General features: G+C 72.9%; 23 protein-coding genes, 4 tRNA genes and 1 pseudogene. 13 read left to right on the plus strand and 15 right to left on the minus strand.

The window, feature by feature from the left end; all coding sequences use genetic code 11:
• Positions 1 to 31: 31 nt before the first annotated feature.
• Complete coding sequence (locus CFP65_RS20620) at positions 32 to 409, minus strand: DUF5955 family protein (RefSeq protein WP_254552488.1); 378 nt, start codon at positions 407 to 409, stop codon at positions 32 to 34.
• A gap of 37 nt (positions 410 to 446) precedes the next feature.
• Complete coding sequence (locus CFP65_RS20625) at positions 447 to 2,309, minus strand: hypothetical protein (RefSeq protein WP_254552489.1); 1,863 nt, start codon at positions 2,307 to 2,309, stop codon at positions 447 to 449.
• A gap of 479 nt (positions 2,310 to 2,788) precedes the next feature.
• Here CFP65_RS20625 and CFP65_RS20630 point away from each other — a divergent pair, with 479 nt between their 5' ends.
• Complete coding sequence (locus CFP65_RS20630; RefSeq protein ID WP_104817566.1) at positions 2,789 to 3,331, plus strand: hypothetical protein; 543 nt, start codon at positions 2,789 to 2,791, stop codon at positions 3,329 to 3,331.
• 9 nt (positions 3,332 to 3,340) lie between these two features.
• Complete coding sequence (locus CFP65_RS20635; RefSeq protein ID WP_104817567.1) at positions 3,341 to 4,246, plus strand: LysR substrate-binding domain-containing protein; 906 nt, start codon at positions 3,341 to 3,343, stop codon at positions 4,244 to 4,246.
• 36 nt (positions 4,247 to 4,282) lie between these two features.
• On the opposite strand, the gene CFP65_RS20640 is transcribed toward CFP65_RS20635, so the two are convergent.
• On the minus strand, positions 4,283 to 5,527 hold the full coding sequence (locus CFP65_RS20640; RefSeq protein WP_254552490.1) for a helix-turn-helix transcriptional regulator: 1,245 nt from the start codon (positions 5,525 to 5,527) through the stop codon (positions 4,283 to 4,285).
• Positions 5,528 to 5,648: 121 nt separating this feature from the next.
• Here CFP65_RS20640 and CFP65_RS20645 point away from each other — a divergent pair, with 121 nt between their 5' ends.
• Together CFP65_RS20645 and CFP65_RS20650 are read left to right on the plus strand one after the other, a co-directional pair.
• A complete protein-coding gene (locus CFP65_RS20645; protein ID WP_158702283.1) occupies positions 5,649 to 6,071 on the plus strand; it encodes an ATP-binding protein in 423 nt (140 codons plus the stop codon).
• A 28-nt stretch (positions 6,072 to 6,099) separates the two neighbouring features.
• Entirely contained in the window at positions 6,100 to 8,109 is a 2,010-nt protein-coding gene (locus tag CFP65_RS20650) for a glycosyl hydrolase (RefSeq protein WP_158702284.1), read from the plus strand.
• Here CFP65_RS20650 and CFP65_RS20655 read toward each other — a convergent pair.
• The 5 genes from CFP65_RS20655 to CFP65_RS20675 all read right to left on the minus strand — a co-directional run bounded on the left by CFP65_RS20655 (position 8,103) and on the right by CFP65_RS20675 (position 9,517).
• A complete protein-coding gene (locus CFP65_RS20655) occupies positions 8,103 to 8,648 on the minus strand; it encodes a Uma2 family endonuclease (RefSeq protein WP_168219618.1) in 546 nt (181 codons plus the stop codon). The two genes, CFP65_RS20650 and CFP65_RS20655, sit on opposite strands and share 7 nt — an antisense overlap.
• Positions 8,649 to 8,750: 102 nt before the next feature.
• Positions 8,751 to 8,824 (minus strand) — tRNA-Phe (locus tag CFP65_RS20660).
• 27 nt (positions 8,825 to 8,851) lie between these two features.
• Positions 8,852 to 8,925, minus strand: a tRNA-Asp gene (locus CFP65_RS20665).
• A 60-nt stretch (positions 8,926 to 8,985) separates the two neighbouring features.
• Positions 8,986 to 9,058 (minus strand) — tRNA-Glu (locus tag CFP65_RS20670).
• A 117-nt stretch (positions 9,059 to 9,175) separates the two neighbouring features.
• The gene (locus tag CFP65_RS20675) at positions 9,176 to 9,517 is read right to left on the minus strand and encodes a metallopeptidase family protein (protein WP_104817571.1); all 342 of its coding nucleotides are present in this window, start codon (positions 9,515 to 9,517) and stop codon (positions 9,176 to 9,178) included.
• Positions 9,518 to 9,653: 136 nt separating this feature from the next.
• Here CFP65_RS20675 and CFP65_RS20680 point away from each other — a divergent pair, with 136 nt between their 5' ends.
• The 6 genes from CFP65_RS20680 to CFP65_RS20705 all read left to right on the plus strand — a co-directional run bounded on the left by CFP65_RS20680 (position 9,654) and on the right by CFP65_RS20705 (position 15,040).
• Positions 9,654 to 10,109 carry a CrcB family protein gene (locus CFP65_RS20680; RefSeq protein WP_104817572.1) on the plus strand — a complete coding sequence of 152 codons (456 nt, stop codon included), beginning with the start codon at positions 9,654 to 9,656 and terminating at the stop codon, positions 10,107 to 10,109.
• A 53-nt stretch (positions 10,110 to 10,162) separates the two neighbouring features.
• On the plus strand, positions 10,163 to 10,495 hold the full coding sequence (locus CFP65_RS20685; RefSeq protein WP_254553040.1) for a DUF190 domain-containing protein: 333 nt from the start codon (positions 10,163 to 10,165) through the stop codon (positions 10,493 to 10,495).
• Positions 10,492 to 10,875 carry a fluoride efflux transporter CrcB gene (gene crcB / locus CFP65_RS20690; protein WP_104817574.1) on the plus strand — a complete coding sequence of 128 codons (384 nt, stop codon included), beginning with the start codon at positions 10,492 to 10,494 and terminating at the stop codon, positions 10,873 to 10,875. The genes CFP65_RS20685 and crcB overlap by 4 nt, the downstream gene beginning before the upstream one ends.
• Before the next feature lie 163 nt (positions 10,876 to 11,038).
• Positions 11,039 to 11,602 carry a hypothetical protein gene (locus CFP65_RS20695; RefSeq protein WP_158702285.1) on the plus strand — a complete coding sequence of 188 codons (564 nt, stop codon included), beginning with the start codon at positions 11,039 to 11,041 and terminating at the stop codon, positions 11,600 to 11,602.
• A 228-nt stretch (positions 11,603 to 11,830) separates the two neighbouring features.
• Complete coding sequence (locus tag CFP65_RS20700; RefSeq protein ID WP_104817576.1) at positions 11,831 to 14,104, plus strand: DEAD/DEAH box helicase; 2,274 nt, start codon at positions 11,831 to 11,833, stop codon at positions 14,102 to 14,104.
• A 123-nt stretch (positions 14,105 to 14,227) separates the two neighbouring features.
• Entirely contained in the window at positions 14,228 to 15,040 is an 813-nt protein-coding gene (locus tag CFP65_RS20705) for a TIGR02452 family protein (RefSeq protein ID WP_104817577.1), read from the plus strand.
• A gap of 31 nt (positions 15,041 to 15,071) precedes the next feature.
• Here the strand turns inward: CFP65_RS20705 and CFP65_RS20710 are convergent, their stop codons facing one another.
• The 3 genes from CFP65_RS20710 to CFP65_RS20720 all read right to left on the minus strand — a co-directional run bounded on the left by CFP65_RS20710 (position 15,072) and on the right by CFP65_RS20720 (position 17,095).
• On the minus strand, positions 15,072 to 15,368 hold the full coding sequence (locus CFP65_RS20710) for a hypothetical protein (protein WP_104817578.1): 297 nt from the start codon (positions 15,366 to 15,368) through the stop codon (positions 15,072 to 15,074).
• Positions 15,369 to 15,500: 132 nt separating this feature from the next.
• Positions 15,501 to 16,256 carry a tyrosine-protein phosphatase gene (locus CFP65_RS20715; RefSeq protein ID WP_104817579.1) on the minus strand — a complete coding sequence of 252 codons (756 nt, stop codon included), beginning with the start codon at positions 16,254 to 16,256 and terminating at the stop codon, positions 15,501 to 15,503.
• Positions 16,257 to 16,345: 89 nt separating this feature from the next.
• A complete protein-coding gene (locus tag CFP65_RS20720; protein ID WP_104817580.1) occupies positions 16,346 to 17,095 on the minus strand; it encodes an SDR family oxidoreductase in 750 nt (249 codons plus the stop codon).
• A gap of 96 nt (positions 17,096 to 17,191) precedes the next feature.
• Between CFP65_RS20720 and CFP65_RS20725 the strand changes: the two genes are divergently transcribed.
• Positions 17,192 to 17,779: a transglutaminase family protein gene (locus CFP65_RS20725; protein WP_104817581.1), complete on the plus strand. Its 588-nt coding sequence runs from the start codon at positions 17,192 to 17,194 to the stop codon at positions 17,777 to 17,779.
• A 43-nt stretch (positions 17,780 to 17,822) separates the two neighbouring features.
• Here the strand turns inward: CFP65_RS20725 and CFP65_RS20730 are convergent, their stop codons facing one another.
• Positions 17,823 to 19,010 (minus strand): DNA glycosylase AlkZ-like family protein, encoded by a 1,188-nt coding sequence (locus CFP65_RS20730; protein ID WP_104817582.1) that lies wholly within the window; start codon positions 19,008 to 19,010, stop codon positions 17,823 to 17,825.
• Between the two features lie 368 nt (positions 19,011 to 19,378).
• Between CFP65_RS20730 and CFP65_RS20735 the strand changes: the two genes are divergently transcribed.
• Together CFP65_RS20735 and CFP65_RS20740 are read left to right on the plus strand one after the other, a co-directional pair.
• A complete protein-coding gene (locus tag CFP65_RS20735) occupies positions 19,379 to 20,053 on the plus strand; it encodes a DNA polymerase beta superfamily protein (RefSeq protein WP_104817583.1) in 675 nt (224 codons plus the stop codon).
• Between the two features lie 135 nt (positions 20,054 to 20,188).
• A tRNA-Lys gene (locus tag CFP65_RS20740) sits at positions 20,189 to 20,261 on the plus strand.
• A gap of 130 nt (positions 20,262 to 20,391) precedes the next feature.
• Here CFP65_RS20740 and CFP65_RS20745 read toward each other — a convergent pair.
• The 3 genes and pseudogenes from CFP65_RS20745 to CFP65_RS20755 form a co-directional block, all read right to left on the minus strand.
• Positions 20,392 to 21,762 (minus strand): tyrosine-type recombinase/integrase, encoded by a 1,371-nt coding sequence (locus CFP65_RS20745; RefSeq protein ID WP_158702286.1) that lies wholly within the window; start codon positions 21,760 to 21,762, stop codon positions 20,392 to 20,394.
• A gap of 525 nt (positions 21,763 to 22,287) precedes the next feature.
• Positions 22,288 to 23,291 (minus strand): annotated as a pseudogene (locus tag CFP65_RS20750) (IS5 family transposase).
• A gap of 373 nt (positions 23,292 to 23,664) precedes the next feature.
• On the minus strand, positions 23,665 to 25,713 hold the full coding sequence (locus tag CFP65_RS20755) for a LamG-like jellyroll fold domain-containing protein (RefSeq protein WP_104817585.1): 2,049 nt from the start codon (positions 25,711 to 25,713) through the stop codon (positions 23,665 to 23,667).
• Positions 25,714 to 25,751 lie beyond the last annotated feature (38 nt).

Genomic DNA, 25,751 nt, shown 5'->3' on the forward strand with positions numbered 1-25,751 from the left:
CGCTCGCGCCGAGCGGCGTCCGTCCAGGGCTTCAGAACCAGACGGACGCCGCCTGGCGCAGCCGCTCCAGCGACTCGGCCAGGCCGGCCACCGAGCCGAGCGCGCCGGTGAGGGTGAGCAGCGTCCGCCGCAGCCGCCCCGGCTCGGCCGGGTCGACGGTGTCCAACTCCTCCTCCACCACCTGGGCGTGCTCGGCCGGCAGGGCTGCCGGATCGGCCGCCCGCAGGGCCCGCAGCTCCGCGCGCAGGGCCTCCACCGCCGCGCGCAGCTCCTCCTGCCGCGGGTCCGCCTCGGCGACGGGCGCCGCGTGGTAGACGGCCCGGGCGTTCGCGCCGTTCTGGACGATGCCGTTGACCGTCCCGTTCACCTGGATGCCGTGGTTGGCGGTGGAGTGCTGTTCCTCGGACACGCTCGTACTCCTCAACTCGTCTGTGGGTCAGGCTGGTTCAGCGGTCGGCGGTGCCGACCCGCGGCTGTGGGGGCGTCACCTGCTGCTGGGAGGCCCGGGTGTTCGCGCCGTTCTGGACGATGCCGTTGACCGTTCCGTTCACCTGGATGCCGTTGTTGATCACGGTGGTCTGCCGGGCCTCGTACTCGTCGGTGCGGTAGCCGTGTTCGCGCAGGAAGCGGTTGACGGCCGTCAGGGTGCGCAGTTCGATGCTCTGCACGAAGCGCTGCACGTCCATCTCCTGGAAGAGCTGCTGGTACTCCGCCTCGGCGCCCAACTCCCGTACCGAGAGCGTCGGTCCGTGGTCCACCGGCTGGTCCCGGTGGCACATCCAGGCGTACCAGCCCTGGGTGCGGGTGGTCCGGTTGGCGGTGCGGACGGTGGTGTAGAGGTCGGGCACGGCGGTGGCGACCAGCGGCAGGAACGAGGTGACGGCCCGGGCGGCCACCGAGAGCCAGCCGTCCACGCCCTTGGGCGGGCGGATCTGGTCGATCGCGTAGTAGGCGCGGTCCAGTGGCGGCAGCAGGAAGGCCCGGCTCTCCAGGAAGAGCAGCCCGCCCTGGAGTTGGGCCCGGGTGAAGACGGTGACCACCACCGAGCCGTCCCAACTCTCCACTCGGGTGGCCAGGTAGTGCCGCAGCTGCTCCTCGGCCGCGAGGTCGAGGCTGTCGTACCACCAGGTGCCGGGCAACTGGTCGGCAGGGATGCCGAGTTGGTGAGCGGCCTGTTGGGCGGCGAAGGGGGCGAGCTCGGCGAAGGCGGTGCCGGGCCCGGTGCCGCTCCAGTCCTTGGCCGGGCCGACCCGGCGGCCGCGCTTGAAGACGTAGTCGTCCACCCGGATGCCGTGCAGCCGGTCGCCCGGGTAGGTCTGGCCGGGGCCGTGGCCGCCGAGGCGGAGCAGCTCGGCGCGCAGGTGGGCGTGCAGCTCGGCCCGAGTGAAGGGCACGGCCTGCGGCTGCTTGGCCAGCGGGTCCTCCGCCCCCTCGGCCTCCTTCTTCGGGGTGGCCCGCTGGGGCAGCAGCTCGATCGGGAAGGACCAGCTGTCCAGCTCCACCCCGGCGCCGACGAACGGCGCGTAGTCGCTGAACACCACGTCCGGGTCGGCCTGTTGGCGTCGCAGCTCCTGGTAGCGGGTGGCCCGGCGGCCGACCCCGTCCGGGGCCACCGGCGCGGTGCCGGTGGCCAGCGCGTGCAGGGTGTGCAGACGGCGGTACCGGTCGTAGCCCGCGATCGCCACCCAGCCGGCCAGCACGATCAGCCGGCAGATCGCGGTCGGGTCGACCGTCTCCTCGTCGTGGCAGTCCTGGTAGTGCTCCGGGCCACTCGGGTGGCAGACGATCTCGTCGTGGGTGAGCCCGTGGTCCCAGAGCACGGCGATGGCGGCCAGGTTGGCGAAGACCAGGTAGCCGAGCACCACCAGCCAGACCAGCGAACTCGCCCGGCGCAGCCAGCGCGAGGCGTCTCGGTCGCTCAGCCTGGCCGCGAAGGCGAGCAAGCGCCCGGTGGCCCACCGGGCGAGCCCCAGGTAGGCGCGGACGGAGAGCACCAGGATCAGTGGCAGCAGGACCCCCTCCCCGCCGAACGGGAGCAGCAGGAACGGCAGCAGCAGCATCGCCAACCCGCGGACCGCCGCCCAGTTCCGGTTGGCGAAGCACTCCTTGAGCACGGCGACCAGGTCGATGCCGAGCGAGGGCGGCGGGATGCGGTGCGGGTTCTCCGCCAACTCCTCGATCACGGCGTCCCGGAAGGCGGGGTTGAGGTGCGCGGCCCCGCGCAGGTACGCCGTCGCGTCCCCGCGCCGGTTGCCGGTCTGCGAGCGGATCAGGTCGACCAGCGGCCCGCTCGGCGGTCCGGCCGGCATGGGTGGGGGAGTCGGTTCCTGGCGCGGTCCGGGCAGCGGTGGCTGGCTCATCGGGACGGGCGGGCCCTTCGGTCGGAGTCCGGTGGAGGACGGTGCCCGGCGGAGCACCACCCCGCAGTGTGGCGTACGGAGCAGGGCGGCAGAAGTCATTTTGCGGTGGCCGGGGCTCGAGCTGACGCCCGTTCACCCCGCCGGGGCGAACGGGCGGGACGGCCGCGCCGGATGATGACTCCGCCCGCCCCGGTCGCTGCGCCGAGACCGGGGCGGCCGTCGGCACGCAGGAGCGGCCGTACTGCACCGTCCAGGCTGCCGCTGATGCGGCGCAGCCCGGGCAGACCGTGCAGATCGCCCTGGGGAGCTACCCGGAGCAGGTCACCGTGACCCGTTCCGGTGAGTCCGGGAGCCCGATCACCTTCCCGGGGCGACCGACACCGTGCTGGCCGGCAACGCGATCGGGGCCGGAGGTGTCCGGGCCACCGATGCCCCGGCACCGTGATCACCGGGTGGCCAACCAGGTCGTGGTGCCGATCGGGGCCGACGGCAGCGTGCAGCCGGGCAACTTCGCGGGCGGTGCCGACGCGGTCGTGGACCTCTTCGAGTACTACGGACCGAAGGGCGAGGCGCTGTTCCGGCCAACCACGCCGAAGCGGCTGGTGGACACCCGGACGGCCGGGCACGGCGCGCTCGGGGTGGGTGGTCAGCTGACCGTGCCGACGGGGGCGCCGGCCGGTGCCAGCGGAGCCGTGGTGAACCTGACGGCGACGGCGCCGACGGCGGCGGCCGGGTACCTGACGGCCCGGCCCGGCCCGGGGGAGCGGGGCTCTCCGCCACGGACGGCCCGGCCCGGGGGAGCGGGGCTCTCCGCCACGGACGGCCCGGCCCGGGGGAGCGGGGCTCTCCGCCACGGACGGCCCGGCCCGGGGGAGCGGGGCTCTCCGCCACGGACGGCCCGGCCCGGGGGAGCGGGGCTCTCCGCCACGGACGGCCCGGCCCGGCGTTCGAATGTCACTGGCGGTCGGTAGGGTGCCGCCATGGATCTTCGCCGCCTGCGCCACTTCGTCGCCGTGGCCGAGGAGCTGCACTACGGGCGGGCGGCCACCCGGCCGCAGCCCGGGCCGTCCGTGCCGAGCCCCGGCCTCCGGGAGCTTGAGGCGGAGCTGGGGTGCCGGCTGTTCGAGCCTTCGGCGCTGGGCCTGCGGCTGAGCCCGGCCGGTGAGGTGCTGCTCGGCGAGGCCCGGGAGCTGCTGGAGGCGGCGGAGCGGGCCCGCGAGACGGGCCGCCGCACCCTGGTGGTCGCCGTCGTGGCCGGTGCGGCCCCCGGTCTCGGCCGCCGGGCCGTCCGGTCCTTCCGCCGCACCCACCCCGAGGTCGACGTGCACCTGCGCGAGGCCGACCTCACCGACCCCACGGCCGGCCTGCGCAGCGGCCGGGTCGACCTCGCCCTCACCCGGCTGCCCTTCGACACCGCCGGCCTGGCCGTCCACCCGCTCGGCACCGAGCCCCTGGTGGCCGTCCTCGCCGCCGACGACCCGCTCGGCCGCCGCCCGGCGCTGACCGTCGCCGAGCTCCGGGCCCGCCCCTGGATACGCCTGCCCGATGCCGCCGACCCGGCCTGGCGGGCGTACTGGGCCGGAGAGTCGGAGGGCTCGGCCCCGGCCGGGGCCACCGTGCCGCCGCCCCGCTCCGCCCCCCTTCCCCGGGCCGTCGCCGGGCCGGTGGTCCGCACCGTGCCCGAGTGCCTGCACGCCGTCGTCTGGCAGCGGGCGGTCGGCCTGCTGCCGGCCGGCACCGAGGCCACCCACCGGGCCGACGGCATCCGCTTCGTCCCGGTCACCGACTACCCGCCGAGCCGCGCGGTGCTGGCCCGGCCCGCCGCCGAGCCGTGCACCACCGTGCTGGCCTTCGCCGCCGCCGTGGTGGCCGCCGCACTGGCCTGATCGCCGTCCTCGTGCTGGCTGCCGCGCCGGTCCGGCTCAGCCGGGGAGGCCCAGGCGGGCTGCCAGGTAGGCCAGGTGGGCGTCCGGGCGGCCGCGTTGGCGGCGGAGCCAGGAGGTGACCAGCCGGCGGGCGATCACATGGTGGCGGACGAGTTCCGGTGCCTCGTGCTCGGCGGCCAGCAGCAGGGCGAGGGCCCGGTCGCGGTGCCGGCGGGCGTCGTGGGCGCGGGCGGTCTCCAGGGCCAGCCGGAGCCGGCGTTCGGGCGGCAGGGCGGAGGTGTCCAGGTGGTCGCCGAGCCGGGCGGCCAGCCGGGCGTCGCCGAGCTCCATGGTGGCGGAGACCCGGTGCACGGTCAGGTTGGTCGGCCCGAAGGCCGTCCAGAGGTGGTTGGCGTCCCGGCCCAGCCGGGCGGCGAGCCGTTCGCCCTCGGCCAGGAACTCCCCTACGCCGTCCCGGTCTTCGAGCCGTCCGGCGGCCACCGCCCCGACCAGCAGCAGGCTCCCGTGGGCCGACAGCCCGTCCGCCGTCCGGGCCGCCCGGGTGCCGCGCAGGGCGTCCACCGCCGTCACCACGATCTCCCGGGCGGCGGCCGGTTCGCCGGCGGTGAGCTGGCAGTGCGCGAGCGAGCGGTACAGCGAACCGACCACGGCCAGATCGCCCGAGGCCCGGGCGGCGGTCAGCCCGCGGTCGGCGGCGAGCCAGGCGAGCTCGGCCTCGCCGACCCGGGTGAGCAGCATCGCCGCCCCCTGGTACGCGAGGGCCAGCAGCCTCTGCCCGCCGCCCTCCGGCTCCTCGGAGGCCGGGGCCCGGCGGCCCGAGCCCGCACCCTCCTGCTCCTCGGCCGCCCGCCGGGCCGTGGGCAGCAGCTCGGCCGTCAGCCGCTCGGCCCGCGCGTACGCGCCGGACTGGAACGCCGCCCGGGCCGCCGCGACCAGCGCTGCCAACTGCTCAGGCGCGGGCGGTGGGCCGGCCGGCGGGCGGTAGTCGCTCAGCGCCCGGCGCAGCCGGGGCGAGCCGGCGGCCCGTGCCGGGGGCGCCGGTCGGGGCAGCAACTCGCCTGTCGGGAGGTGGAGTTCCTCGGTCAGCGCGCTGATCACGCTCAGTCGGTCCAGGGTGAGTACCCCGCGCTCCACCCGGCCGAGCCAGTCGGCCGAGCACCCCACCAGGCCGGCCAGCACCTCCCGGGAGAGGCCCCGGCGCCGCCGGTGCCAGGCGATCCGCTCCCCGAGGCTCAACTCACCTTCGCCGTCGTCCCTTTCGTCCTTCTCCATGCCAGGCATGCCGTCGATTCCCTTCCCCCACCCGGAGGAATTCTCCGGGTCCCCGGCCTGTCATCGTCCTAGCGTCTGTTCCGTATCTCAAGTACCGAATCATTGACCGTAGTTGACGATCGGAGCCATGATGTCCGGTGCCACGCAGGGAAGTCGGGAGGCCCTGCCGCTCAGCTGGCACCGCTTCGCCCTCAGCTGCCACCCCGCCGAGCGGGCCGTCCCCGAGCTCCGGCTCGTGCTACGTGGCGCCCTGGCCACCCTCGGCCTGCCGGCCGAACTCGCCGAGGCCACCGAGCTGGTGGCCACCGAGCTGGCCGGCAACGCCGTCCGGCGCGCCGGGGGTGACTTCTCCTTCCGGCTGCTGCCCACCCCGGCCGCGCTCCGGATCGAGGTCGCCGACCCCTCCGCCCGACTGCCCCGCACCCCGCCCCCGGCCGCCCTCGCCACCCACGGCCGGGGGCTCCCGCTGCTGGCCGCCCTCGCCGATGACTGGGGCGCCGTGCCCACCGCCACCGGCAAGACCTGCTGGGCCGTGTTCCACCGCCCGCACTGAGCGCGGTCCTTCTGCTTGGATCCTGATCATGTTTCAGAGAATCCGCGCCGCACTGATATCGGCGCTCCTGCTGGTCCCGCTGCTGGGAGCCTTCCCCGCCGCCGCCTCGGCGGCCACCGTGGCGACCCCGTCCGATCCGCAGGCCACGGCGGCGGCCGGGCAGGTGCTCGACTGGCTGGGGCACCTGCCCGGCCGGGCCGGCCACCGGGTGGTGTCCGGGATGTTCGCCGGGTACAGCGGGACGACCTTCTCGCTCGGGCAGGTGGAGGGGCTCAAGACGCAGACCGGGCAGTACCCCGGGCTGATCGCCTGCGACTACGGGGCCGGCGGGAGCGCCACCGTCGATTACTCCTGCAACGCCGAGCTCAAGGCCTGGTGGGCCAAGGGCGGCCTGGTCTCGGTCAGCGTGCACGCGCCGAACCCGGCGCAGCCGAACTTCCAGGGCCTCTACCACCACCTGGACGGCCTCCCGCAGCTCACCGACCCGGGCACGCCGCTCGGCGCCGCCTGGCAGCAGACCCTGGACCGGATCGCCGCCGGGCTGGCCGAGCTGGACGCGGCGGGCGTGCCCGTGCTGTTCCGCCCGTTCCACGAGATGAACACCTCCGGGCCGAACGCCTTCTGGTGGAGCGGGCAGGACCGGGCCGCGTACGCCGCTGTCTGGCAGTACACCTACCGCTACCTGACCCAGGCCAAGGGCCTGCACAACCTGCTCTGGGTCTACTCGCCGCTCTGCGGCGCGGGGGACAGGGCCGCCTACTACCCGGGCGACGCCTACACCGACGTGGTCGGCCTGGACTGCTACCCGGCCGATCCGGCGGCGGCCCAGGGCTACGAGGAGCTGACCGCGCTGCACAAGCCGTTCGCCTTCGCCGAGATCGGACCGCCGAACGACCCGGCCACCCACCTGCCGGCCCCCGCCTCCTACGACTACGGCCGCTGGGCCGAGGCGATCCGCACCCGCTTCCCGGCCACCAGCTACTTCCTGGCCTGGAACGACCAGTGGGGGCCGACGGCGCAGCTGGGCGCCACGGCCCTGTGGAACGACCGCTGGACGGTCGACCTGGGCGGGATCGACCTCGGCGCGAAGACCGACCCGGCCGGGCCGCCGCGGACCCCGGGGCCGGGCGTGCCGCTGGAGGGCTTCGAACAGGGCCTGGACGGCTGGGGCGGTTGGCAGACCCTGCACGGGCCCTGGACGGTGACCGAATGGGCCTCCCAGGGGGCCTCCTCGCTCAAGGCCGACGTGGACCTGGCCCAGCCCGAGACCTACCTGGACAAGACCGGTCACCAGGACCTGAGCGGGTACGCCACGCTCTCGGTGGACGCCCGCACCGCGCCCTGGGGCAGCCCGGCGGCCGGCACCACGGCCAAGCTCTACCTGCGCACCGGCGCGGGCCTGGCCTGGTACGACAGCGGGCCGACGGTGGTCGGCCCGGACGGCGCCGTGCTCACCCTCCCGCTCGCCGGGGTGGCCGACCTCGCGGACGTGCGGGAGATCGGCGTCCGCTTCGCGCCCGCGGCCGGGGCCGCGGGCCAGAGCGCGGTTTACCTGGACAACCTGACGGCCACCCGCCCGGCGGCGGCCCTCGGCGACTTCGAGACCGGCACCACCGAGGGCTGGGGCGCCTGGCAGATCAAGAACGGCCCCTGGTCGGTCACCGAGTGGTCCGCCCAGGGCACCCACGCCCTCAAGGCCGACGTCCAACTGGAGAACGGCGAGTCCTTCCTGCTCCACCGCTTCCCCGCCCCGGCGGACCTGAGCGGCCGCCTCATCCTCACCGCCACCGCCCGTACCGCCCCCTGGGGCGCCCAGGCCACCGGCACCGAGGCCAAGCTCTACCTGAAGACCGGCCCCACCTGCGCCTGGCACGACAGCGGCCCCTTCCCCGTCACCCCCACCGCAACCCGCCTCGCCTTCAACCTCGCCAACGTCCCCGACCTCACCCAGGTCTGCGAGGTCGGCGTCGACTTCGCCCCCGCCCCCGGAGCCACCGGCCAGTCGGCCGTCTACCTGGACGGAGTCACGGCTCAGTAGGCCAGCAGGTCCTCGGTGACCAGGTCGAAGCCGAACGGCTCGGGGATGTGCAGGGTCTCACCGAACTCCACGTCCTCGCGCCGGTGGTACCTGGTCCCCTCGGGCCGGCTGAACAGGGTGACGGACTTCTGCCGGGCATCCACCAGCAGGTACAGCGGGATCCCCATCAACGGGTAGTCGCGGACCTTCCCCACCCAGTCGTTCTCCGGGTTCGAGGGCGAGACCAGCTCGACGGCCACCGCGGCCAGCTCGGCCGGGATCTGGTTCGCCGAGGTCTGCAGCGCGACCTCCGGAAGGTAGGTCAGGTCGGGGTTGCGGCTCTTGCCGACGGCGGGCGAGACCAGGTCGGTGTTCTCGCTGGGCAGCAGTTCGGCCGGGGCGTGCCGGTCGAACTGCCGGCGGACCAGCAGCAGGTTCCGCTGGTGGATGCCGGATGGGCTGACCGTCATCACGATGGTGTCGCCCGAGAGCTCCACCTTGAAGCCGTCCGGCAGGCTCCGGCGGGCTTCCTCGAGGAGGGCGAAGCGCTCCGGGTTCATGCGCGGTGTCTCCAGGGGTGAGCCGGGCAGCAGCCTCAGCCTAGCCCCGGGGAACACGAGAAGGCCCCCGAAGCGAGTGCTTCGGGGGCCTTCTCAGTACAGTGGCCAGGGCCGGGGTCGAACCGGCGACCTCCCGCTTTTCAGGCGGGCGCTCGTACCAACTGAGCTACCTGGCCGTACTGCACCGTCTCTTGCGAGACGAGCGATCCTGACGGGACTTGAACCCGCGACCTCCACCTTGACAGGGTGGCGAGCTAACCAACTGCTCCACAGGACCATCTGTGCGGATCCTATCCGCTTCAGCCTCTCGCGAAGCTGACTGTACTACGGTACTGCGTGCCCCCAACGGGATTCGAACCCGTGCTACCGCCTTGAAAGGGCGGCGTCCTGGGCCACTAGACGATGAGGGCTTGCGGCTCTTCCCGCCGGTTCAATCCGGCGTTCGGGGACGTCGAGAAGCATATGGGATGTGGGGCGGGAACACCAAAACGGTTTACGGCAGGTGGGTGGGGGTGGGTCGGGGCTGGTCAGGACCAGCCGAGTTCGTGGAGCTCGTGGTCGTCGAAGCCGAAGTGGTGGGCGACCTCGTGGATGACCGTGGTGCGGACCTCGGCGACGGCCTCCTCCTGGGTGGCGCAGTGTCGGAGGGTCGGGCCCATGTAGATGATGATCCGGTCGGGGAGCACCCCGGCGTACCACTCGCCGCGCTCGGTGAGCGGCGTCCCCTCGTACAGCCCGAGCAGCTCCGGCTCGGCCGGATCGGGCTCGTCCTCGACGAAGATCGCGACGTTGTCCATCATCGCGGCGAGCTGCGGGGGGATCTGGTCGAGGGCATCGGCGACCAGCGTCTCGAACTCGTCCCGGGTCATGTCCACCGGTTCATTGTCGGGTGCCCGGTGACGGTGCGCCAGGTGATCGACACCGGAGATTCGGGTGATCGGGGCCGGTGCGGCGGGCGGCCACGCCCGGGATGCCGCCGATCGGGGTGGTGGTTGACTGGTGGGCATGACAGTCGAACGGACCGCGGAGGCCGCGCCGCCGCGGGCGCGGGCCCACCGGCAGGGGCAGGGGCCCGTGCTCGGAGTGGTCGCGCTCGGTGGGGTGCTCGGGGCCTGGGCCCGGTACGGCGCCGGGCTGCTCTGGCCCACCGCCGCCGGGGCCTTCCCGTGGACCACGCTGCTGGTCAACGTGGTCGGCTGCGCCGTGATCGGCTTCTTCCTGGTGGCGGTGACCGAGGTCTGGGCGCCGCACCCGCTGCTCCGCCCGTTCTTCGGCACCGGCGTGCTCGGCGGCTTCACCACCTTCTCCACCTACGTGCTGGACGCGCACGGCCTGGTCGAGCGTGGCGAGGCGGTCAAGGGCTTGGGGTACCTGGCGGGCACGCTGGTGGCCGCGCTCGGCGCGGTCTGGCTGAGCGCGAGCCTGACCCGGTGGGCGTTCGGACGGAGGACGGCCCGATGAACGAGAACGTGATCGAGAACGAGAACGTGAACGTGATCGAGAACGAGACCGCGATCGAGACCGTGGCCGCGCTGCGGCTGACCGTCTTCGTCGGCGAGAACGACGTCTGGCACCACCGCCCGCTCTACAGCGAGATCGTGCACCGCGCGCACGCCGCCGGCCTGGCCGGGGCGAGCGTGTTCCGGGGCGTCGAGGGCTTCGGCGGCTCGGCGGTGGTGCACACCACCCGGCTGCTCTCGCTCGGCGAGGACCTGCCGGTGGCCGTGGTGATCGTGGACGCGCCCGAGCGCGTCCGAGCCTTCCTGCCGGAGCTGGCCGGTCTGGTGGCCGAGGGCCTGGCGGTGCTGGACAGTTGTGAGACCGTCAGGTTCGGGGACGGGGCGTGAGTGCGGCGAACTGGCTACTGGTGGCGGCCGGGGCCGCGGTCGGTGCGCCGCTGCGGTGCCTGACGGACCGTGTGGTGCAGGCCCGGCACGACACCGTCTTCCCCTGGGGCACCTTCACCGTCAACGTGGTCGGCAGCGCGGTGCTCGGCCTGGTCGGCGGCGCGGTGGCCGCCGGCGCCGGCTCCCCGCACCTGCAACTGCTGGTCGGCACCGGCTTCTGCGGCGCGCTCACCACGTACTCCACGTTCGGCTACGAGACCCTGCGGCTGGCCGAGACCGGCGCGCGGCTGCTCGCCTTCGCCAATGTGTGCGGCAGCCTGCTGGCCGGCCTCGGAGCGGTCTGGCTCGGCACCGAGGTGGCCACCGCGATCTGGGGCTGAGCCCGAGCGGCTGTTCGGGCCGTGTCCGGAGGCGGGGCGCGCGCGTTGGGCACCGAAAGGGGCCGCGCGGGCGGTGTGCGCCGTACGGCGGGCGGCCCGGCGGGAGGTAAGCGCGGTGGAAGCGGTACGTGTGGTGGGCCCGGATGCGAGGACGACGGCCCCGGTGGCCCCGAGGACGGGCGCGGCGGAGCGGGCCGGGGGCGCGCGGCGACGACGGGCGCTCCGGGGCGTGGCCCTGGCGCTGGCCGGGGTCGGGGCCGGGGTGGGCGTCACCGGGTGCATGTCGGTGGGCGGCAGCTCCTCGGAGCAGGCGCCCGGCATCCAGCCGGTCGGGCAGGGCGGGGCGATCACCAAGAGCGGTCCGGCGGCCCCCGGTGGGGCGCGCAGCGGGGGCGGGCAGCACGGCGAGCGCTCCTCCGGTGCCGCGAGTGCCCAGAGCACGCCCACCGCCTCGGTCACCGGCAGCGCCCCCGGCCTGCCGGCCGTGGTGCCGGTCGCGCCCGGCGTCCCCGCGCCGCTGCCGCCCGGCAGCCCGGCGCCCAGCAGCAGCCCCAGCCCGCACCCCTCCGCCTCGCACAGCGCGGCCCCGGCCTCGCCCACCCCCTCGGCCCCCACCGACCCCTCGCCGACCCCCTCGCCGAGCGCCTCCAGCGCCGCGCCCTCCCCGGAACCCTCGCCCAGCACCAGTGGTTCGGCGGCTCCATCGGCCGAGCCCTCCGCTCATTAGCGGTCTGGCCAGGGGATTTGCCTCCGATCCCCAGGTTCGCCTATGGTGGTAGATCGTTCGTATGATCCATTTGTCTGGCGCCCTCATTCACTAACTGGCGCCCTTGGCGCGTTCCGGTGATCCGTGGCTGACCGCATAGAGGCGGTTGTGTAACAGAACCCCGGACTTTGGCGCGTGCCACTTCCGGAAGGTTTTGCATTGTCTCTCGTTGACGACGCCCGCTTCGCCATGCCCGCGAACGGCTCGGACTCCGACGCCCCCACCACCGACTCCCTCGAGACCACCGCCGTCGAGGCCGCCGAGATCGCGGCCGACCTGGACGAGCTGGACGCCGAGCTCGACGCCGACACCGACGCTGTCGCCGAGCAGGACGAGGCCGAGGCCGCCCCCGCCGAGCCCACCGTCACCTTCGGTGACCTGGGCCTGCACGACGACGTGGTGCGGGCGCTCGCCAAGCGCGGCGTCACCACCCCGTTCCCGATCCAGGCCGCGACCATCCCGGACGCGCTGGCCGGCAAGGACGTGCTCGGCCGTGGCCGCACCGGCTCCGGCAAGACCCTGAGCTTCGGCCTGCCGCTGCTCACCCGCCTCGCCGGTGGCGAGCGCACCCGCCCGAAGCACCCGCGCGGCCTGATCCTGGTGCCGACCCGCGAGCTGGCCATGCAGGTCGCCGACGCCCTGGAGCCCTTCGGCTCGGTGCTCGGCCTCAAGCTCAAGGTCGTCTGCGGTGGCACCTCGATGTCGAACCAGATCTACGCGCTGGAGCGCGGTGTCGACGTCCTGGTCGCCACCCCCGGCCGTCTGCGTGACCTGATCAACCGCGGCAGCGCCAAGCTCGGCGACGTCGAGACCGTCGTCCTCGACGAGGCCGACCAGATGGCCGACATGGGCTTCCTGCCCGAGGTCACCGAGATCCTCGACCAGGTGCCGGCCGGCGGTCAGCGCCTGCTCTTCTCCGCCACCCTGGAGAACGAGATCGACACCCTGGTCAAGCGCTACCTGAAGAGCCCGGTCACCCACGAGGTCGACCCGTCGGCCGGTGCCGTCACCACCATGACGCACCACATCCTCGTGGTGAAGCCGAAGGACAAGGCCCCGATCACCAACGCGATCGCCGCCCGCAAGGGCCGCACGATCATCTTCGTCCGCACCCAGATGGGCGCCGACCGCGTGGCCGAGCAGCTCATCGAGGCCGGTGTGAAGGCCGACGCGCTGCACGGCGGCATGACCCAGGGCGCCCGTACCCGCGTCCTCGGCGACTTCAAGGACGGCTACGTCAACGTGGTCGTCGCCACCGACGTGGCCGCCCGTGGCATCCACGTCGACGGCATCGACCTGGTGCTCAACGTCGACCCGGCCGGTGACCACAAGGACTACCTGCACCGCTCCGGCCGCACCGCCCGGGCCGGCCGCTCCGGCGCCGTCGTCACCCTGGTGCTGCCGCACCAGCGCCGTGGCGTCTTCCGCCTGATGGAGGACGCGGGTGTGGAGGCCAGCCGCCACATCCTCGACCACGCCTTCGACGCCGAGGTCGCCAAGATCACCGGCGCCCGCTCGCTGGTCGAGGTCCAGGCCGAGTCGGCCTCCGGCATCGCCGGTGCCGCCGAGCGCGAGGTCGCCGAGATGACCCGCCAGCTGGAGCGCGCGCAGCGTCGCGCCACCGAGCTGCGCGAGGAGGCCGACCGCCTGGCCGCCCGCGCCGCCCGTGAGCGTGCCGACTTGGGCATCGAGGACGAGGCCCCCGCCGCCGAGGACACCACCGAGGAGGCCCCGGCCGCCGAGGCCGCCGCCCCCGCCGTCGAGGCCGAGCGCACCCCGAGCTACCGCGAGGCCCGCACCGAGCGCCCGTCCTACGGCAACCGCGAGGACCGTCCGGCCCGCTCCTTCGGTGACCGCGACCGTGGCGACCGTGGTGGCTTCAACCGTGACGACCGTGGTGGCCGTCCGTCCTTCGGTGACCGCGACCGCGGCGACCGTGGCGGCCGTTCCTTCGGTGACCGCGACAACCGCTCGGGTGGCTTCAACCGCGAGGACCGTCCGGCCCGCTCCTTCGGGGACCGCGACCGTGGCGACCGTGGTGGCTTCAACCGTGACGACCGCGGTGGCCGTCCGTCCTTCGGCGACCGTGACAACCGCTCCGGTGGCTTCAACCGCGACAACCGCTCGGGTGGCTTCAACCGGGACAACCGTTCCGGGGGCTTCAACCGTGACGACCGCGGTGGCCGTCCGTCCTTCGGCGACCGTGACAACCGTTCCGGTGGCTTCAACCGCGACGACCGCGGCGGCCGTTCCTTCGGCGACCGCCCGTCCTTCGGTGACCGCGACCGTGGCGCCGCCGGCGCGAGCCGTCCGTTCTCGCGCCGCGACGACCACCGCTCGGGTGGCCGCCCGCAGGGTGGCTTCAACCGTGACGACCGTGGTGGCCGTCCGTCCTTCGGCGACCGTGACAACCGCTCCGGTGGTTTCAACCGCGACGACCGCAAGCCGCGCTGGAAGAGCTGACCGGCTCCGCACCGCCTCCGAAGGCCCGTCCCGCTCCGCGGGGCGGGCCTTCCGCGTACCTGACCGCTTCCTGCCTCGGAAAACCTTTGGCGGGTGGGGAGTTGATGACCTAGCGTGACGCGGATGGGAAATCGACTGCAGAACGTCGCGGCGTCCAACGAGGAGATCGCCGCGCGGGGGAGTTACCAGGCGCCCTCCGGGGCCGAGGTGGAGATCGCGGCGGCGCTGGCCGCCGCCCGGGCCGGCACGGTCTCGTACGGGCCCGAGGAGGAGTACCCCGCCGGAGCCGGGCCGTACGGCGGCCGGATCGAGGTGACGGCCGAGGGCAGCATGACGGCGGCCCGGCGGCTGGTCGAGGCGGGCGGGCGGCACGTCGGGGTGCTCAACTTCGCCTCCGCGCGCAACCCGGGCGGCGGCTACCTGCGCGGGTCCAAGGCCCAGGAGGAGGACCTCTGCCGCTCGGCCCTGCTCTACCACTGCCTGCTGGCCGCCCCCGACTACTACGAGGCGCACCGGGCCTCGACCGACCTGCGGTACAGCCACCGGGTGATCTTCTCCCCGGCCGTGCCGGTGATCCGGGACGACCACCGGGAGCTCCTCGAACGGCCCTACCCCGTCTCCTTCCTGACCTCGCCGGCGCCCAACGCCGGTCAGCTGGCGCTGCGTTCGGAAGGCCGACCGGTGGACGTGCGGGCCGAGCTGGTCGAGCGGGCCGGGCGGGTGCTGGCGGTGGCCGAGCGGCACGGGGTGCGGGAGTTGGTGCTCGGGGCCTGGGGCTGCGGGGTGTTCGGCAACGACCCGGCCGAGGTGGCGGAGGCCTTCGCCCAGGCCCTCGGCAGCCACGGCGCGGCCTTCGACACGGTGGTCTTCGCGGTCTGGGACCGGTCGCCGGTCTCGCCGAACCGGGCCGCGTTCGAGGCCCGGTTCGGTTCCTGAGGCGTCGGCTGCTCTGCCCCTGGCTTCCTGGCTACTTGCTCGGGGCCAGGGCGGAGGCGGCCGCGACCACGCCGGTGACGGCGAAGACGGACGGCCAGGCGCCGATCTTCTTGGCCAGCGGGTGCGAGCCGCCGAAGGCCGCCACGTACAGGCCGGTCAGCGCGGCGGCGGTGGCCGGCCCGCTCTGCTTCTTCCACTGCACGGCGGCCGCCGCCCCGGCCACGGCCAGCACCGCCCCGCCCAGCTCGCGCCGCCCGCTCCACCGGGCCGCGCCGTAACCACCGAGCAGCCCCGTCGCGGCGATCGCGGCGGTGGGGATCTTCGCCATCTCTGTGCTCCTCCGTCCGGCGTCACCGCGCGCGGGGTGGCACCACGTCGTTCCGTCCTTGCCGACCCTAACGCGCGACCCACCGCCCCGGTGCCGGGCACCCACCCGCGACGGCACCCGAACGGGGTGGCCTCAGGCGGTCAGGAGGGAGCTGAGGGTGTCGAGGGTGGTGGGCGGGACGCCGTGGTGGTGGAGGTAGGCGGGGATGGAGGCGTGCCGGGTGTGGATGTGGGTGAGGGAGATCTCCAGGAGGTGGGCGGCTACGGGGTGGGAGACGCCCTCGCGGCCGTGCTCGTCGAGGTAGGGGATGGAGCCCTGGTCGAGGCCGAGGTTGCGGTTGGAGCGGAGGAAGTCGGCCAGGACGTCCTCGGGTGAGGCGCCGGCCAGGGACTGGAGGACGGCGATGGTGAGGCCGGTGCGGTCCTTGCCGACGGCGCAGTGGATCAGGGCCGGGAAGGCGCCCGGGGTGGCCAGGCGGCGGACGGTGGCGGCGATCGCCGGGCCGCCGGCCTCGGCCATGTAGCGGTAGGTGGCCTCCTGGCCCTCGGACCAGTCGGTGCTGCGCTGCTCGCGGTCGGGCAGCACGGGCAGGTGCAGGTGCTCGAAGTCGAGGTGGTGGCGCTGGTCGGGGAGCAGCTTGAGCTCGTTGCCGGTGCGCAGGTCGATCACCGTGCGCAGGCCGAGCTCGGCCAGCTGTTCCGCCCCGTCCGGGGTCAACTCGGCCAGGTGGCCGGATCGGTAGAGCAGGCCGGGGCGCAGGCCGGTGATCCCGGCGTCGCGCAGGTTGCGGACGCCGGGGATCGGCAGCAGCGCCGGGATGCCGTCTGCGGCGGCGGGGGCGTGCGGGAGGGGAGTGGCGGACGGGTCGTCGAACGCGCGCTCGGTCATGGCTGTCACGGTAGCGCGGGGAGCGGGCCCTGCGGGCTCTGATTGCCGGGACGGGGCGCCTGCCGGTACGGGGCGGTACCGAGGTGGGGTCAGCGGCCGCCGGCCAGGTCGATGAAGGCGCCGGTGGTGTAGGAGGAGGCCTCGGAGAGCAGGAAGACGATCGACTCGGCGACCTCCTCGGGGGTGCCGCCCCGGCCCATCGGGAGCAGCGGGCCGACCCGGTCGACCCGGCCGGGCTCGCCGCCGAGGGCGTGGATGCCGGTGTGGATCAGGCCCGGCCGGACGGAGTTGACCCGGATGCCCTCGGCCGCGACCTCCAGGGCCAGGCCGGTGGTCATGCTGTCGAGCGCGCCCTTGGACGCGGCGTAGTCCACGTACTCGTTGGGGCTGCCGAGCTGGGCGGCCCGCGAGGAGACGTTGACGATCGCCCCGCCCCGCCCGCCGTGCCGGGTGGACATCCGGCGGACGGCCGCCGCCGCGCAGAGGAACGGCCCGGTGATGTTGGCCGACCAGATCCGGGCCAGCCGCTCCTCGTCCAAGTCCTCCAGCCGGGACTGCCGTTCGAGTGTGCCCGCGTTGTTGACCAGCGCGTCCAGCGGCCCGTACGTCTCGTCCACGGCCCGGAACAGTCGCTCCACCTCGGCCGTCCGGCTGACGTCCGCGCGGACGGCGAAGGCGGTGCCCCCGGCGGCCTCGATCGCATCGACCACCGAGGCCGCCGCAGCCTCGTCCATCCGGTAGTTGACACAGACCCGGTAGCCGCGGGCCGCCGCCAGCAGGGCCGTCGCCGCACCGATGCCCCGGCTGCCGCCGGTGATCAGGAGGATCTTCTCGCTCATGGCCGGACCGTACCCGATCGGTCGGGCCGGGTGGCGGCCGTGTCAGCTGGTGAAACTCGAGTGCGGCGGAGATGCCGGGTACCCAGGATGGCGGGCATGACTGAGCGGAGTGGTGCGGTGGAGCCGGGGACGGATGCGGTGGAGGTGGAGCTCGGGGCCTATCTGGCGGCCGATGCGGTGATCGACCACGGGCACCCGGAGATCCGGGCGTTGGCGGAGCGGTTGCGGCGGGGCACGCCGGTGGAGACGGCGCGGGCGGCGTACGAGTACGTCCGGGACGAGATCCCGCACTCGGGGGACGTGGACCGGTGGAGCGCGGCCTACCGGGCCTCGGCGGTGCTGGCGGAGGGCAATGCGATCTGCCACGGGAAGGCGCACCTGCTGATCGCCCTGCTGCGGGCCTCGGGCATCCCGGCGGGGGTCCGGTACCAGCGGTTCGAGGTGCTGCACGGCCTGGTGGCGGCCTGGTGGCCGGGGGAGGGCTGGGTGTCGATCGACCCCCGGGGCAACGTCGGCGGGATCACGGCGGAGTTCAGCGTGGTGCGGGCCGCGGAGCGGATCGCCTTCCCGGAGGCGGCCTTGGAGCCCGGGGTGTACCCGGCCGTGCCCGAGCGGGTGGCTCGGGCGCTCGCGGAGGCGGTGCCCGGAGTGGCCGGCTACGAGTACCTGCCGGCGGCGCCCTGAGCCACCCGACCGGGGAGCCTCCGCCGGCTGAGCGCCGAGGCGTTCAGCCGGCGGCTCGGAATGCGGCGATCTTGGGGGCCCGGCTCTTGGGTGAGTCGAGACTGAACCCCCTTGCGTCGCCGAGCTGTTCGCGGATGAAGCGCTCGGTGCCGGCGATCGCGGCGCGCAGCGCGGAGTCGGCCGGCACGAAGAGCTTGTGGACGAGCTGCTCGGCGGTGGTGTCGTACTCCCAGAGGCCGACGATCCGGCCCCGGTCGGCGATGACATGGGTCTGCGGGTCGGCCTCGCTGCCGAAGGAGCGGCCCGACTTGGCGCCGGGGACGGGGAGTGCGGCGTCGGCCGGGTCGAGCAGGCGGGGGAGGTCCCGGTGCAGCAGGTGGAGGCCGTCGATGCCCGCGAGCAGGGTGTAGTGTGGGGTGGTCGGCGGGGTGAACTCGGCGAACTCCTCGGCGAGTTCGGTGGGGATGAGCAGGTCGGTGCCGGGCAGGGGGGTGAGGTCGAGCGGGGCGGTGGCGGCCTTCGCGGTGGCGGCGGTGAAGCCGGAGAACCAGCGGAAGTGCTTGAGTGAGGCCGGGGCGGCCCAGGAGAAGTACCGCTCGGCGAGCTCGGCGGCCGAGCCCTTCACCGGCTGGTCCCAGCCGACGTAGCCGTAACGCTGTTGATCCAGGCGGCCGTTGACCGGGACGCGGCGCAGCGCACCCCGGGCCTGGAGCAGCCCGAGGGCCAGCGGGAGGGTGGTGGAGAGGCCGCGCTTCTTGCCCGGCTCGCCGAGCGGACGGACGGCGTCGCCGACCGCCTCGCGGATCGCTGCCGGGTCCAACGGCTGGGTGGGGCTGGTGACTTGGGTGACGGCCAGGCAGAGCTTCTCGATCTCGTCGCGGGTGACGCCCAGGTGCTTCTCGGCTGCCGCCAGCTCGCCCTCGGGCGCGGCTGCGCCGGCGGCGAGGCCGAGCGCGTAGTCGGCGGCGGGCAGCACGTAGGTGCAGCCGCGCGCGGCGGGCAGTTCGTGCACCGCCACGGCGGCCACGGCGGCGTCCACCGCCGCCCGGCCCAGCCCCGCCCGGGCGTACAGCCCCAGGTACGGCGCGGCCCCACCCACCGACCGGGCCCACCCGGTCGCGGCCAGCACCTCGGCGGGGCCGGCGCCGTCGGCGAGGTGGCCGCCGTCGAGCCACTGGCGGTGCGACCACCAGGCACGGAGTTTCGGGAGCGGGATCTCACTGGTCGCCATGGGCCCAGTATCCGCGCGCGGCGGCGGAGGAGAAGGGAGCGACGCCGGAGGAGAGGGCGGCGAGGCCGGAGGAGGGGGCGGCGAGGTCGGAGGAGGGGCGAGCGAGGCTGGAGGAGCGGGGGAGGAAAGGGAGCGCAGCCGGAGGAGCAGGGGAGGGAAGGGAGCGCCGCCGGAGGAGCGGGGAGGGAAGCCGGAGGAGCGGGGGGCGAGGCTGGAGGAGCGGGGGAGGGAGGGGGAGCGAGGCCGGAGGGGCGGTGCCGTCGGGGGTGGGCGTGGCACAAATCGGTCGCGTGGAGCGGGGGCGGCGGGGGAGACTTCGGGCGTTCCCGTTCCCGTTCCCGTGGTCGCCGAGGAGGCGAGGCTCAACCATGCACGTTCTGCTGTCCGGCATCGTCGGCTCCACCGCGTACGGGCTGGCGCACGCCGGCTCCGACCTCGACCGGTTGGGGGTGTTCGCGGCGCCGACCGAGGGGTTCCACGGGCTGCACCGGCCGGTGGAGTCGCACGTCACCACCGCCCCTGACCACACCCTGCACGAGGCCGCCAAGTGGTGCCGCCTCGCGCTGAGTTGCAATCCGACGGCGGCCGAGCTGGCCTGGCTGCCGGAGGGCCTGTACGAGACCAGGACGCCGCTCGGCGAGGAGCTGATCGGCATCCGGCAGGCCTTCCTGAGCGCGCGGGCGGTGCGGAACTCCTACCTCGGCTACGCGACCCAGCAGTTCCGCAAGCTGACCACCCGTGACCCGGGCGAGGCGGCCAGCCGGGCGAAGGCGGCCAAGCACGCGCGGCACCTGATCCGGTTGCTGCTCCAGGGCGTCACCCTGCACGAGACCGGTGCGCTGGAGATCCGGCTGGCCGATCCGGACCGGGTCCGCGAGTTGGGCGAGCGGTTCGCCGACCACCCCGAGCTGGCCCGCCCGCTGCTGGCCGACGCCGAGACCCGGTTCACCCGCCGGGGCGTCCTCCCGGAGCGGCCGGACGAGGCCCCGGTGGAGGCCTGGCTCCAGCGCGTCCGGGCGGCCCACCTGGCCCTGGCCGTCTGAGTGCCGCCACCGACCCGCCCGGGCGGGAACGGGACACCCCGGCGTGGCAGCGGCAATCCGCTGGCCAAGGGCCGGGGCGTACCGGGTAGGATCACCGTGGCAGGCGGCTTACCACCACGGTGGCCCGCAGGCCGCGGGGCGCTAGCTCAATTGGCAGAGCTGCGGACTTTTAATCCGTAGGTTCAGGGTTCGAGCCCCTGGCGGCCCACATGATCAAACCGTGTCTGACCAGGGCATTCTCCCTAGCGGGAGGATGCCCTTCGTCATGATCGGTTCTGTGATGGGACGCGGGTGGGACTCAGGTGAGTCGACAGGACACGGGCGAAGTCGGGAAATCCCTATGCTGAGCTGGCAGTTCGCCGCTGCTGGGTTGCGGCTCGCCGGGTGTTCCGGCGGACCTCGTTGCGTCTTACCTGGTGGGCGGTCTTGTACTTGAGTTGGCGGTCGGCCTTCCGCAGAAGGTCGGCGACAGCCTCGGCGCCCTGGTTCGCCGCGCCGGGCAGGACGGACTGGTAGATGTCCGCGGTGGTGACAATGCTGTCGTGACCTGCTTGATCGGACACAGTCTTCAGGTCGACGTTGGCTTCGAGGCCGAGGCTGATTGCTCCGTGCCTGAGGTCGTGCAGGCGGATGGGCGGGAGGTTGTGCTGAAATACGAGTCTGCGGAATTCGGCGCTGACATTGTCCGGGTGCAGTGGTGAGCCGCTGCGGCGGGTGAAGACGAGTCCTGTAGGGTCCCAACAACTGCCTGCTTCAAGTGCTTCGGCCGCTTGGCGGTCCCGATGGGCGCGCAGGGCGCGGAGCGTGTCGCGGTCCAGGGCAACGGTGCGGATGCTCGCGCGGGTCTTGGGTACGACCTCCCGCAGTGGCTCGGCGTCCAGGCCTTGGAGCTGCGAGGTGATGCTGACGTACTTCCGGTTGAAGTTGATGTCCGTCCAGCGTAGGGAGAGGGCTTCGCTGCGCCGCAGTCCGCGTGCGACGTAGAGTCGGAAGAGGGCTTGGAGCCGGTGGTGCTTGGTGAGTTGGAGGAACCGCGCGGTCATCGGGGTGGTCCAGACGGCGACCGGTGGCCGCTCGCCGGTGCGGCGCCAGCGCTGGACGAGTGCGCTGGTCCACACTTGTGGCCTGACCTTCTTGGGGCGGGGTAGGTCCAGGTCGGCTGCGGGGTTCTCGGGTATGAGTCCTGCGCGGACGGCGGCGGTGAGTGCGGGGCGCAAGGTGGCGACGATCCGTTGCACGGTCGATGCGCTGATCGGCCGTCCGTAGCGATTCTGGCGGCGGATGATGCCGTCGAATGCCTGTCGGATGATCTCGGGAGTGAGCTCGGTGAGGACCTGGTGGCCGAGTGCGGGGCGCAGGTCCTTGCGGAGGTGGCGCTGGTAGTTCCGGAAGCTGCTCGGCCGGAGGGTGTTCTGGATGCGAGCCTCCCAATGGTCGAACCACTGGTTGAGTGTGACCGGCTGCTGGGGGTGCCGGCGGTCGAAGGCGGCGACGTCGGCGAGTGCCTGTTGAGCCTCGGCGCGGGTGTGGTAGCCACCCCGGCGAAGCCGGCCGACGGGCGCCTCGATGGTGGGAGTGATCGGCAGGTTGATGTACCAGGCCCCGTGGCCGCGTTTGCGCAGCTGCGGGCAGCGGGCGCCGTACTGGCGCTTGGAGCGCGGGTCACGGCAGCCGCACCGCTTGTAGACTGTTCCCCGCCCGGTGGCCAACAATGCCTCCCCGAAGTGATGCTGATGGTCAGTAGGGTGTCAGAAGCGTGCCGCGCGGGGCGATGTTGATCAGATGCGAGTTCTCTGCGCGGTCCAAGACACCGGCCTCGGCGTGGCGGGCGGAGATGCCCAGGGTGCCCTTCCGCAGGGCAATACCCGGAACCTGTGGATCGGCTGATGGGGGACCGCCCTCCCCGGTGATTGATAGGTCATCGAGCAAGGCCGGTGCGGGTGCGCTGGTCGGGATGAGGTGATGCTCGCGGTAGTCAACGAAGACGGCACCACGCCTAGTGGGGCGTCGCTGCTGGATGAGATCTCCCAGGAGGGCGCGCGCAGGATGCTGGCGGGTGCCCGACCTGAAGCGGGCCGCCGCGTCTTTCAGCTGGCTGCTGGAGGCTCTGGGCCACATGCTCTTCCAGAGCTGGGACAACGGCCGCGGCTGGAGGCTCGGAGCGACCTACCTGGTTGTCGGGTAATCTCCCGACCTCACCACCGGTGCCGGCTAGGGCACGTATTCGGTTGTGATCACGGGGCGGTTTTGGTGAGGTCTTTGATCCAGATCATCGCGCCGCGGAGGTGGAGGCCGGCGAGGTAGCTGCCGGGGGTCTTGTCGTATCGCGTGGCGATGCCTCGCCAGGCCTTCAGCTTGTTGATCAGGCGCTCGACGGTGTTCCGCTCCCTGTAGAGGTCGGTGTCGTGGCTGACGGGCCGGCCGCCCTTGCTGCCTTTCTTCTTCCGGTTGGCGGCCTGGTCCTTCTTCTCGGGGATGACCGCCTTGATACGGCGACCGCGCAGGTGGGCGCGGTTGGCGCGGGAGGAGTAGGCCTTGTCCCCGGCGACCGCGTCGGGCCGGGTGCGGGGGCGGCCGACGGGCCCGCGGACCCGCACCTTCTCCAGGGCGGGGATGAACTGCGGGCTGTCGGCGGCCTGCCCCTCGGTCAGAATGAACGCCAGCGGGCGGCACCTGCGCTCGCCGGCGACGTGGACCTTGCTGGTCTGTCCGCCTCTGGAGCGTCCGAGCAGGGCGGCCTTCAGGCGGAGCCTTCGCCTGCGTCGGACGCGTCGGAGCTCGTCCCGTTCCGGGTCGTGTGCGGTGTCCTGTCCGTCTTGTCCCTGCGGGCCGCCCCTTTTTGCCGGGCCTTCTCCGCCTCCTCGGCGGCCTTCTCCAGGTCGGCGAGCGTGTCGGGGTCAAGGTGCATCCCGGCGGCGTCGTGGTGGGCCCGGATGGTGGTGGAATCCACGCTGACCAGCGAGAGGTCCACCTCGCCCCGTCTGGCGGCTTCCGTGATCGCGCCCTCCAGCAGGGCCTCGAACACCCTGGCGTCCCTCCACTGCCGGAAGCGGTTGTGGACGGTCGACCAGGCGCCGAACTCGCTCGGCATCTCCCGCCACTGGCCGCCCGTCCGAAACCGCCAGATCACGCCCTCGAACTGGCGGCGCAGCCGCTCGGGGTACGGGCCGTACTCGCCGATCGGCAGGTACGGCTCGATGAACTCCCACTCGGCATCGGTCAGTTGCACACGCGTCACACAACACGATCTACCGGATCAGGCACGAGCGCGAGGGCGAAACCCACAAAGTGATCACAACCCGATACGTGCCCTAGGCCCGAACCATCTTGCGTTCCAGGTCGGGGATTCCGGCACGGTGGATATGCTGGTCACCGGGGTACCACGACACGGCTTGAGCTTGATGTCCCCGGACTGCTACCCGAACGCTGGCTGCGAACAGTCCTACGTCGCCAACTTGGAGAACACCGACGGTTTCGAGGCCGAACTCGCCGCGGTCAACTCATCCGCGCCAGGCTGCCGACGATCTCCCCGTTCACAGGTTTTGACGAGAGCGCGCCTTTCCCTTGCCGTGAGGCGGGGAAAGGCGCGCTGGGAGTGGCGGGTGGTCAGGTCACTGGTTGTTGTAGATGGTCTTGACCTGCTCCTTGGTGAGGACGTAGGGGTAGGTGCGGACGTCGGCGATGTTGCCGTGCACCTGGTTGCTGGTGGAGCCGCCGGTGAGCTTGACTGCGCCGATGGTCAGGGGGCCGGGGGCGGACCAGGAGTGCTGGTCCGCGGCGGGGACGCCGGCGGAGCCGGCGTAATCGCCGTTGACGTAGAGCGTGAGCGAGCCGTCAGGCCCCTTGGTGTCAGCGGGGGTGTAGGTGCCGACGAGGTGCGTCCAGTTTCCCGAGACGGCCTGCGGGTTGCTGTGGGCGATGTACTGCGTGGCTCCCGATGAGTCGGTGGACGTGGTCAGGAAGGTCCAGGCGTTGAGGGCCTTGTTGTACTGGAGGTAGAAGGCGCTCGTGTTCGTGCCCGCCTGGGAGACGAAGGTCTGGTAGCTGTCGACGTTGTCGAGCTTGACCCAGGCGCTGACCGTGTAGGCGCTCTTGGTGTCGACGGCGGTGCCTACCGCTGTTGCCATTCCGCCGTCGAGCCGCAGGGATCCGGTGGAGCCGGGAATGGACGGCAGCGGTGCGCCCCAGGACACCGGGTCGGTGGTGGTGAGGTTGTTGAAGTTGTTGGCGTCGGTCTTGGTCTGGGAGAGGGTCCACTGGTCGTTGCGGCGGGTGAAGGTGACGACCGGGGCGCCGGGCTTGCTCGGGTCGGTGACCCCTGCCCAGGTGGTGATCTGGTTGGTCGTACTCCCTCGTGCCCAGAGGTCGGGGACGTCGTCGCTGGTGAGGCTCGCGGCGCCGACGATGGGCCAGTCCTGGACGGTGACGCCGGAACCGATGAGGGTGGGCGGTGTGCCGGCGGTGTCGAGGGGGGCGATGGTGGTGTAGGGGCCGCTGGCGTTGGTCGCGCCGACGAACTTCAGGGCGTACTGGTAGATGTTGCCCGCGGTCACGCCACCGACGGAGGCCCTGGCGCGGACCCAGAGGGTGGGCGTGCGCGGATTGGCGGTGTTGAGGGCATCGCCGGGGATGATCAGGTCGTAGTTGCCCCAGGTGCCGTCCGTGGTGAGCTGGGCTGGGTCGGCGAAGCTGGAGAGCCTGCCGGCGCCGTTGTCCACGGTGGCGTTGCCGTTGTTCGCGGGGTAGTACCAGAGGTTGCCGTCCTGGACGGCGAGGAGACCGGTGCTCTGGGTGGGGGTGTCGGACGGGGCGAGGGTAGTGGTGTCCGATCCGACGGGGGTGATCTGGCTGACCGACTCCCAGCCGGGCATGCTCGCCTTGTACTTGGTGCAGTCGGTGGTCGATGTCGGGACGCACTTGGGCCGGGCCAAGCTATCGGAGCTTTTGTCTGTGAACTGGCCCGTCACGGCAGTCTTGTTGTTCGCCAGGTAGTACAGCTCCGGGCTACCGTCGGCCGCGCCGGGTGAGCTCGGGTCCTTGTGGACGATGAGGTCGTCCACCGGCTTCTGGGGGTTCTTCGCGCCGCGGTGGCTGACACGGTAGTCGTTCCAGGTCAGCCCGTCTGTCGAGCGGGGTGCCTGCGCGGCGGTGGCGGCCTGGCGCGGCGCGATCTGTGAGTCCGCGAAGCTGGGAACCCTGTTGGGGGCGTTGAAGGTGAGGGCTTGGCTGTAGTCGAGGAGGTCTCCCGTCTTGAGGTCGGGGACCAGGATGTCGGGACGGCCGTCGCCGGACACGTCGCCGTAGGCGAGGGGTGTGGGTGCCCAGGGCACGTAGAACGAGAACGGGACGGTGGCGCTGAGGTTGCCCGCCCGGTCCTGCGCCTGCACGTAGATGATGTTGGTGCCCCAGTGCGTCGCCGTGACCGGCAGGCCGGTGACGGCGATGCTCGCGGAGGCGCCCTTCGGGGTCCAGGTCGGGGAGACCCAGCCCCAGCCCGGGGCGGGGGTGGGGTCGTAGCTCCAGCGCAGTGCTGCGATGCCGGAGGCGACCTTGCCGTTGCCGTTGGTGTCGGGGGCGTCGTTGGCCTGGAACTTGATGTAGCCGGTGCCACCAGGGTGGATGGGGCTGTCCTGTCCGTTGCCCGACGGGGGGAGCTGCATCTTGGGCTTTACCCCAGGTTGTGGACACTTCTGAGAAG

This window comes from Kitasatospora sp. MMS16-BH015, from assembly GCF_002943525.1.
Lineage (GTDB): Bacteria > Actinomycetota > Actinomycetes > Streptomycetales > Streptomycetaceae > Kitasatospora.

Bases quoted from the DNA above. Each gene is read 5' to 3' on its own strand.
- CFP65_RS20725 (WP_104817581.1), top strand. From the start codon at position 17,192: ATGACTGAGCGGAGTGGTGCGGTGGAGCCGGGGACGGATGCGGTGGAG.
- CFP65_RS20710 (WP_104817578.1), bottom strand. From the start codon at position 15,368: ATGGCGAAGATCCCCACCGCCGCGATCGCCGCGACGGGGCTGCTCGGT.
- CFP65_RS20705 (WP_104817577.1), top strand. From the start codon at position 14,228: ATGGGAAATCGACTGCAGAACGTCGCGGCGTCCAACGAGGAGATCGCC.
- CFP65_RS20715 (WP_104817579.1), bottom strand. From the start codon at position 16,256: ATGACCGAGCGCGCGTTCGACGACCCGTCCGCCACTCCCCTCCCGCAC.
- CFP65_RS20655 (WP_168219618.1), bottom strand. From the start codon at position 8,648: ATGAACCCGGAGCGCTTCGCCCTCCTCGAGGAAGCCCGCCGGAGCCTG.
- CFP65_RS20645 (WP_158702283.1), top strand. From the start codon at position 5,649: ATGTCCGGTGCCACGCAGGGAAGTCGGGAGGCCCTGCCGCTCAGCTGG.
- CFP65_RS20650 (WP_158702284.1), top strand. From the start codon at position 6,100: ATGTTTCAGAGAATCCGCGCCGCACTGATATCGGCGCTCCTGCTGGTC.
- CFP65_RS20675 (WP_104817571.1), bottom strand. From the start codon at position 9,517: ATGACCCGGGACGAGTTCGAGACGCTGGTCGCCGATGCCCTCGACCAG.
- CFP65_RS20625 (WP_254552489.1), bottom strand. From the start codon at position 2,309: ATGCCGGCCGGACCGCCGAGCGGGCCGCTGGTCGACCTGATCCGCTCG.
- CFP65_RS20635 (WP_104817567.1), top strand. From the start codon at position 3,341: ATGGATCTTCGCCGCCTGCGCCACTTCGTCGCCGTGGCCGAGGAGCTG.
- CFP65_RS20755 (WP_104817585.1), bottom strand. From the start codon at position 25,713: ATGCAGCTCCCCCCGTCGGGCAACGGACAGGACAGCCCCATCCACCCT.
- CFP65_RS20640 (WP_254552490.1), bottom strand. From the start codon at position 5,527: ATGCCTGGCATGGAGAAGGACGAAAGGGACGACGGCGAAGGTGAGTTG.
- CFP65_RS20730 (WP_104817582.1), bottom strand. From the start codon at position 19,010: ATGGCGACCAGTGAGATCCCGCTCCCGAAACTCCGTGCCTGGTGGTCG.
- CFP65_RS20735 (WP_104817583.1), top strand. From the start codon at position 19,379: ATGCACGTTCTGCTGTCCGGCATCGTCGGCTCCACCGCGTACGGGCTG.
- CFP65_RS20680 (WP_104817572.1), top strand. From the start codon at position 9,654: ATGACAGTCGAACGGACCGCGGAGGCCGCGCCGCCGCGGGCGCGGGCC.
- CFP65_RS20700 (WP_104817576.1), top strand. From the start codon at position 11,831: ATGCCCGCGAACGGCTCGGACTCCGACGCCCCCACCACCGACTCCCTC.
- CFP65_RS20630 (WP_104817566.1), top strand. From the start codon at position 2,789: ATGCCCCGGCACCGTGATCACCGGGTGGCCAACCAGGTCGTGGTGCCG.
- CFP65_RS20720 (WP_104817580.1), bottom strand. From the start codon at position 17,095: ATGAGCGAGAAGATCCTCCTGATCACCGGCGGCAGCCGGGGCATCGGT.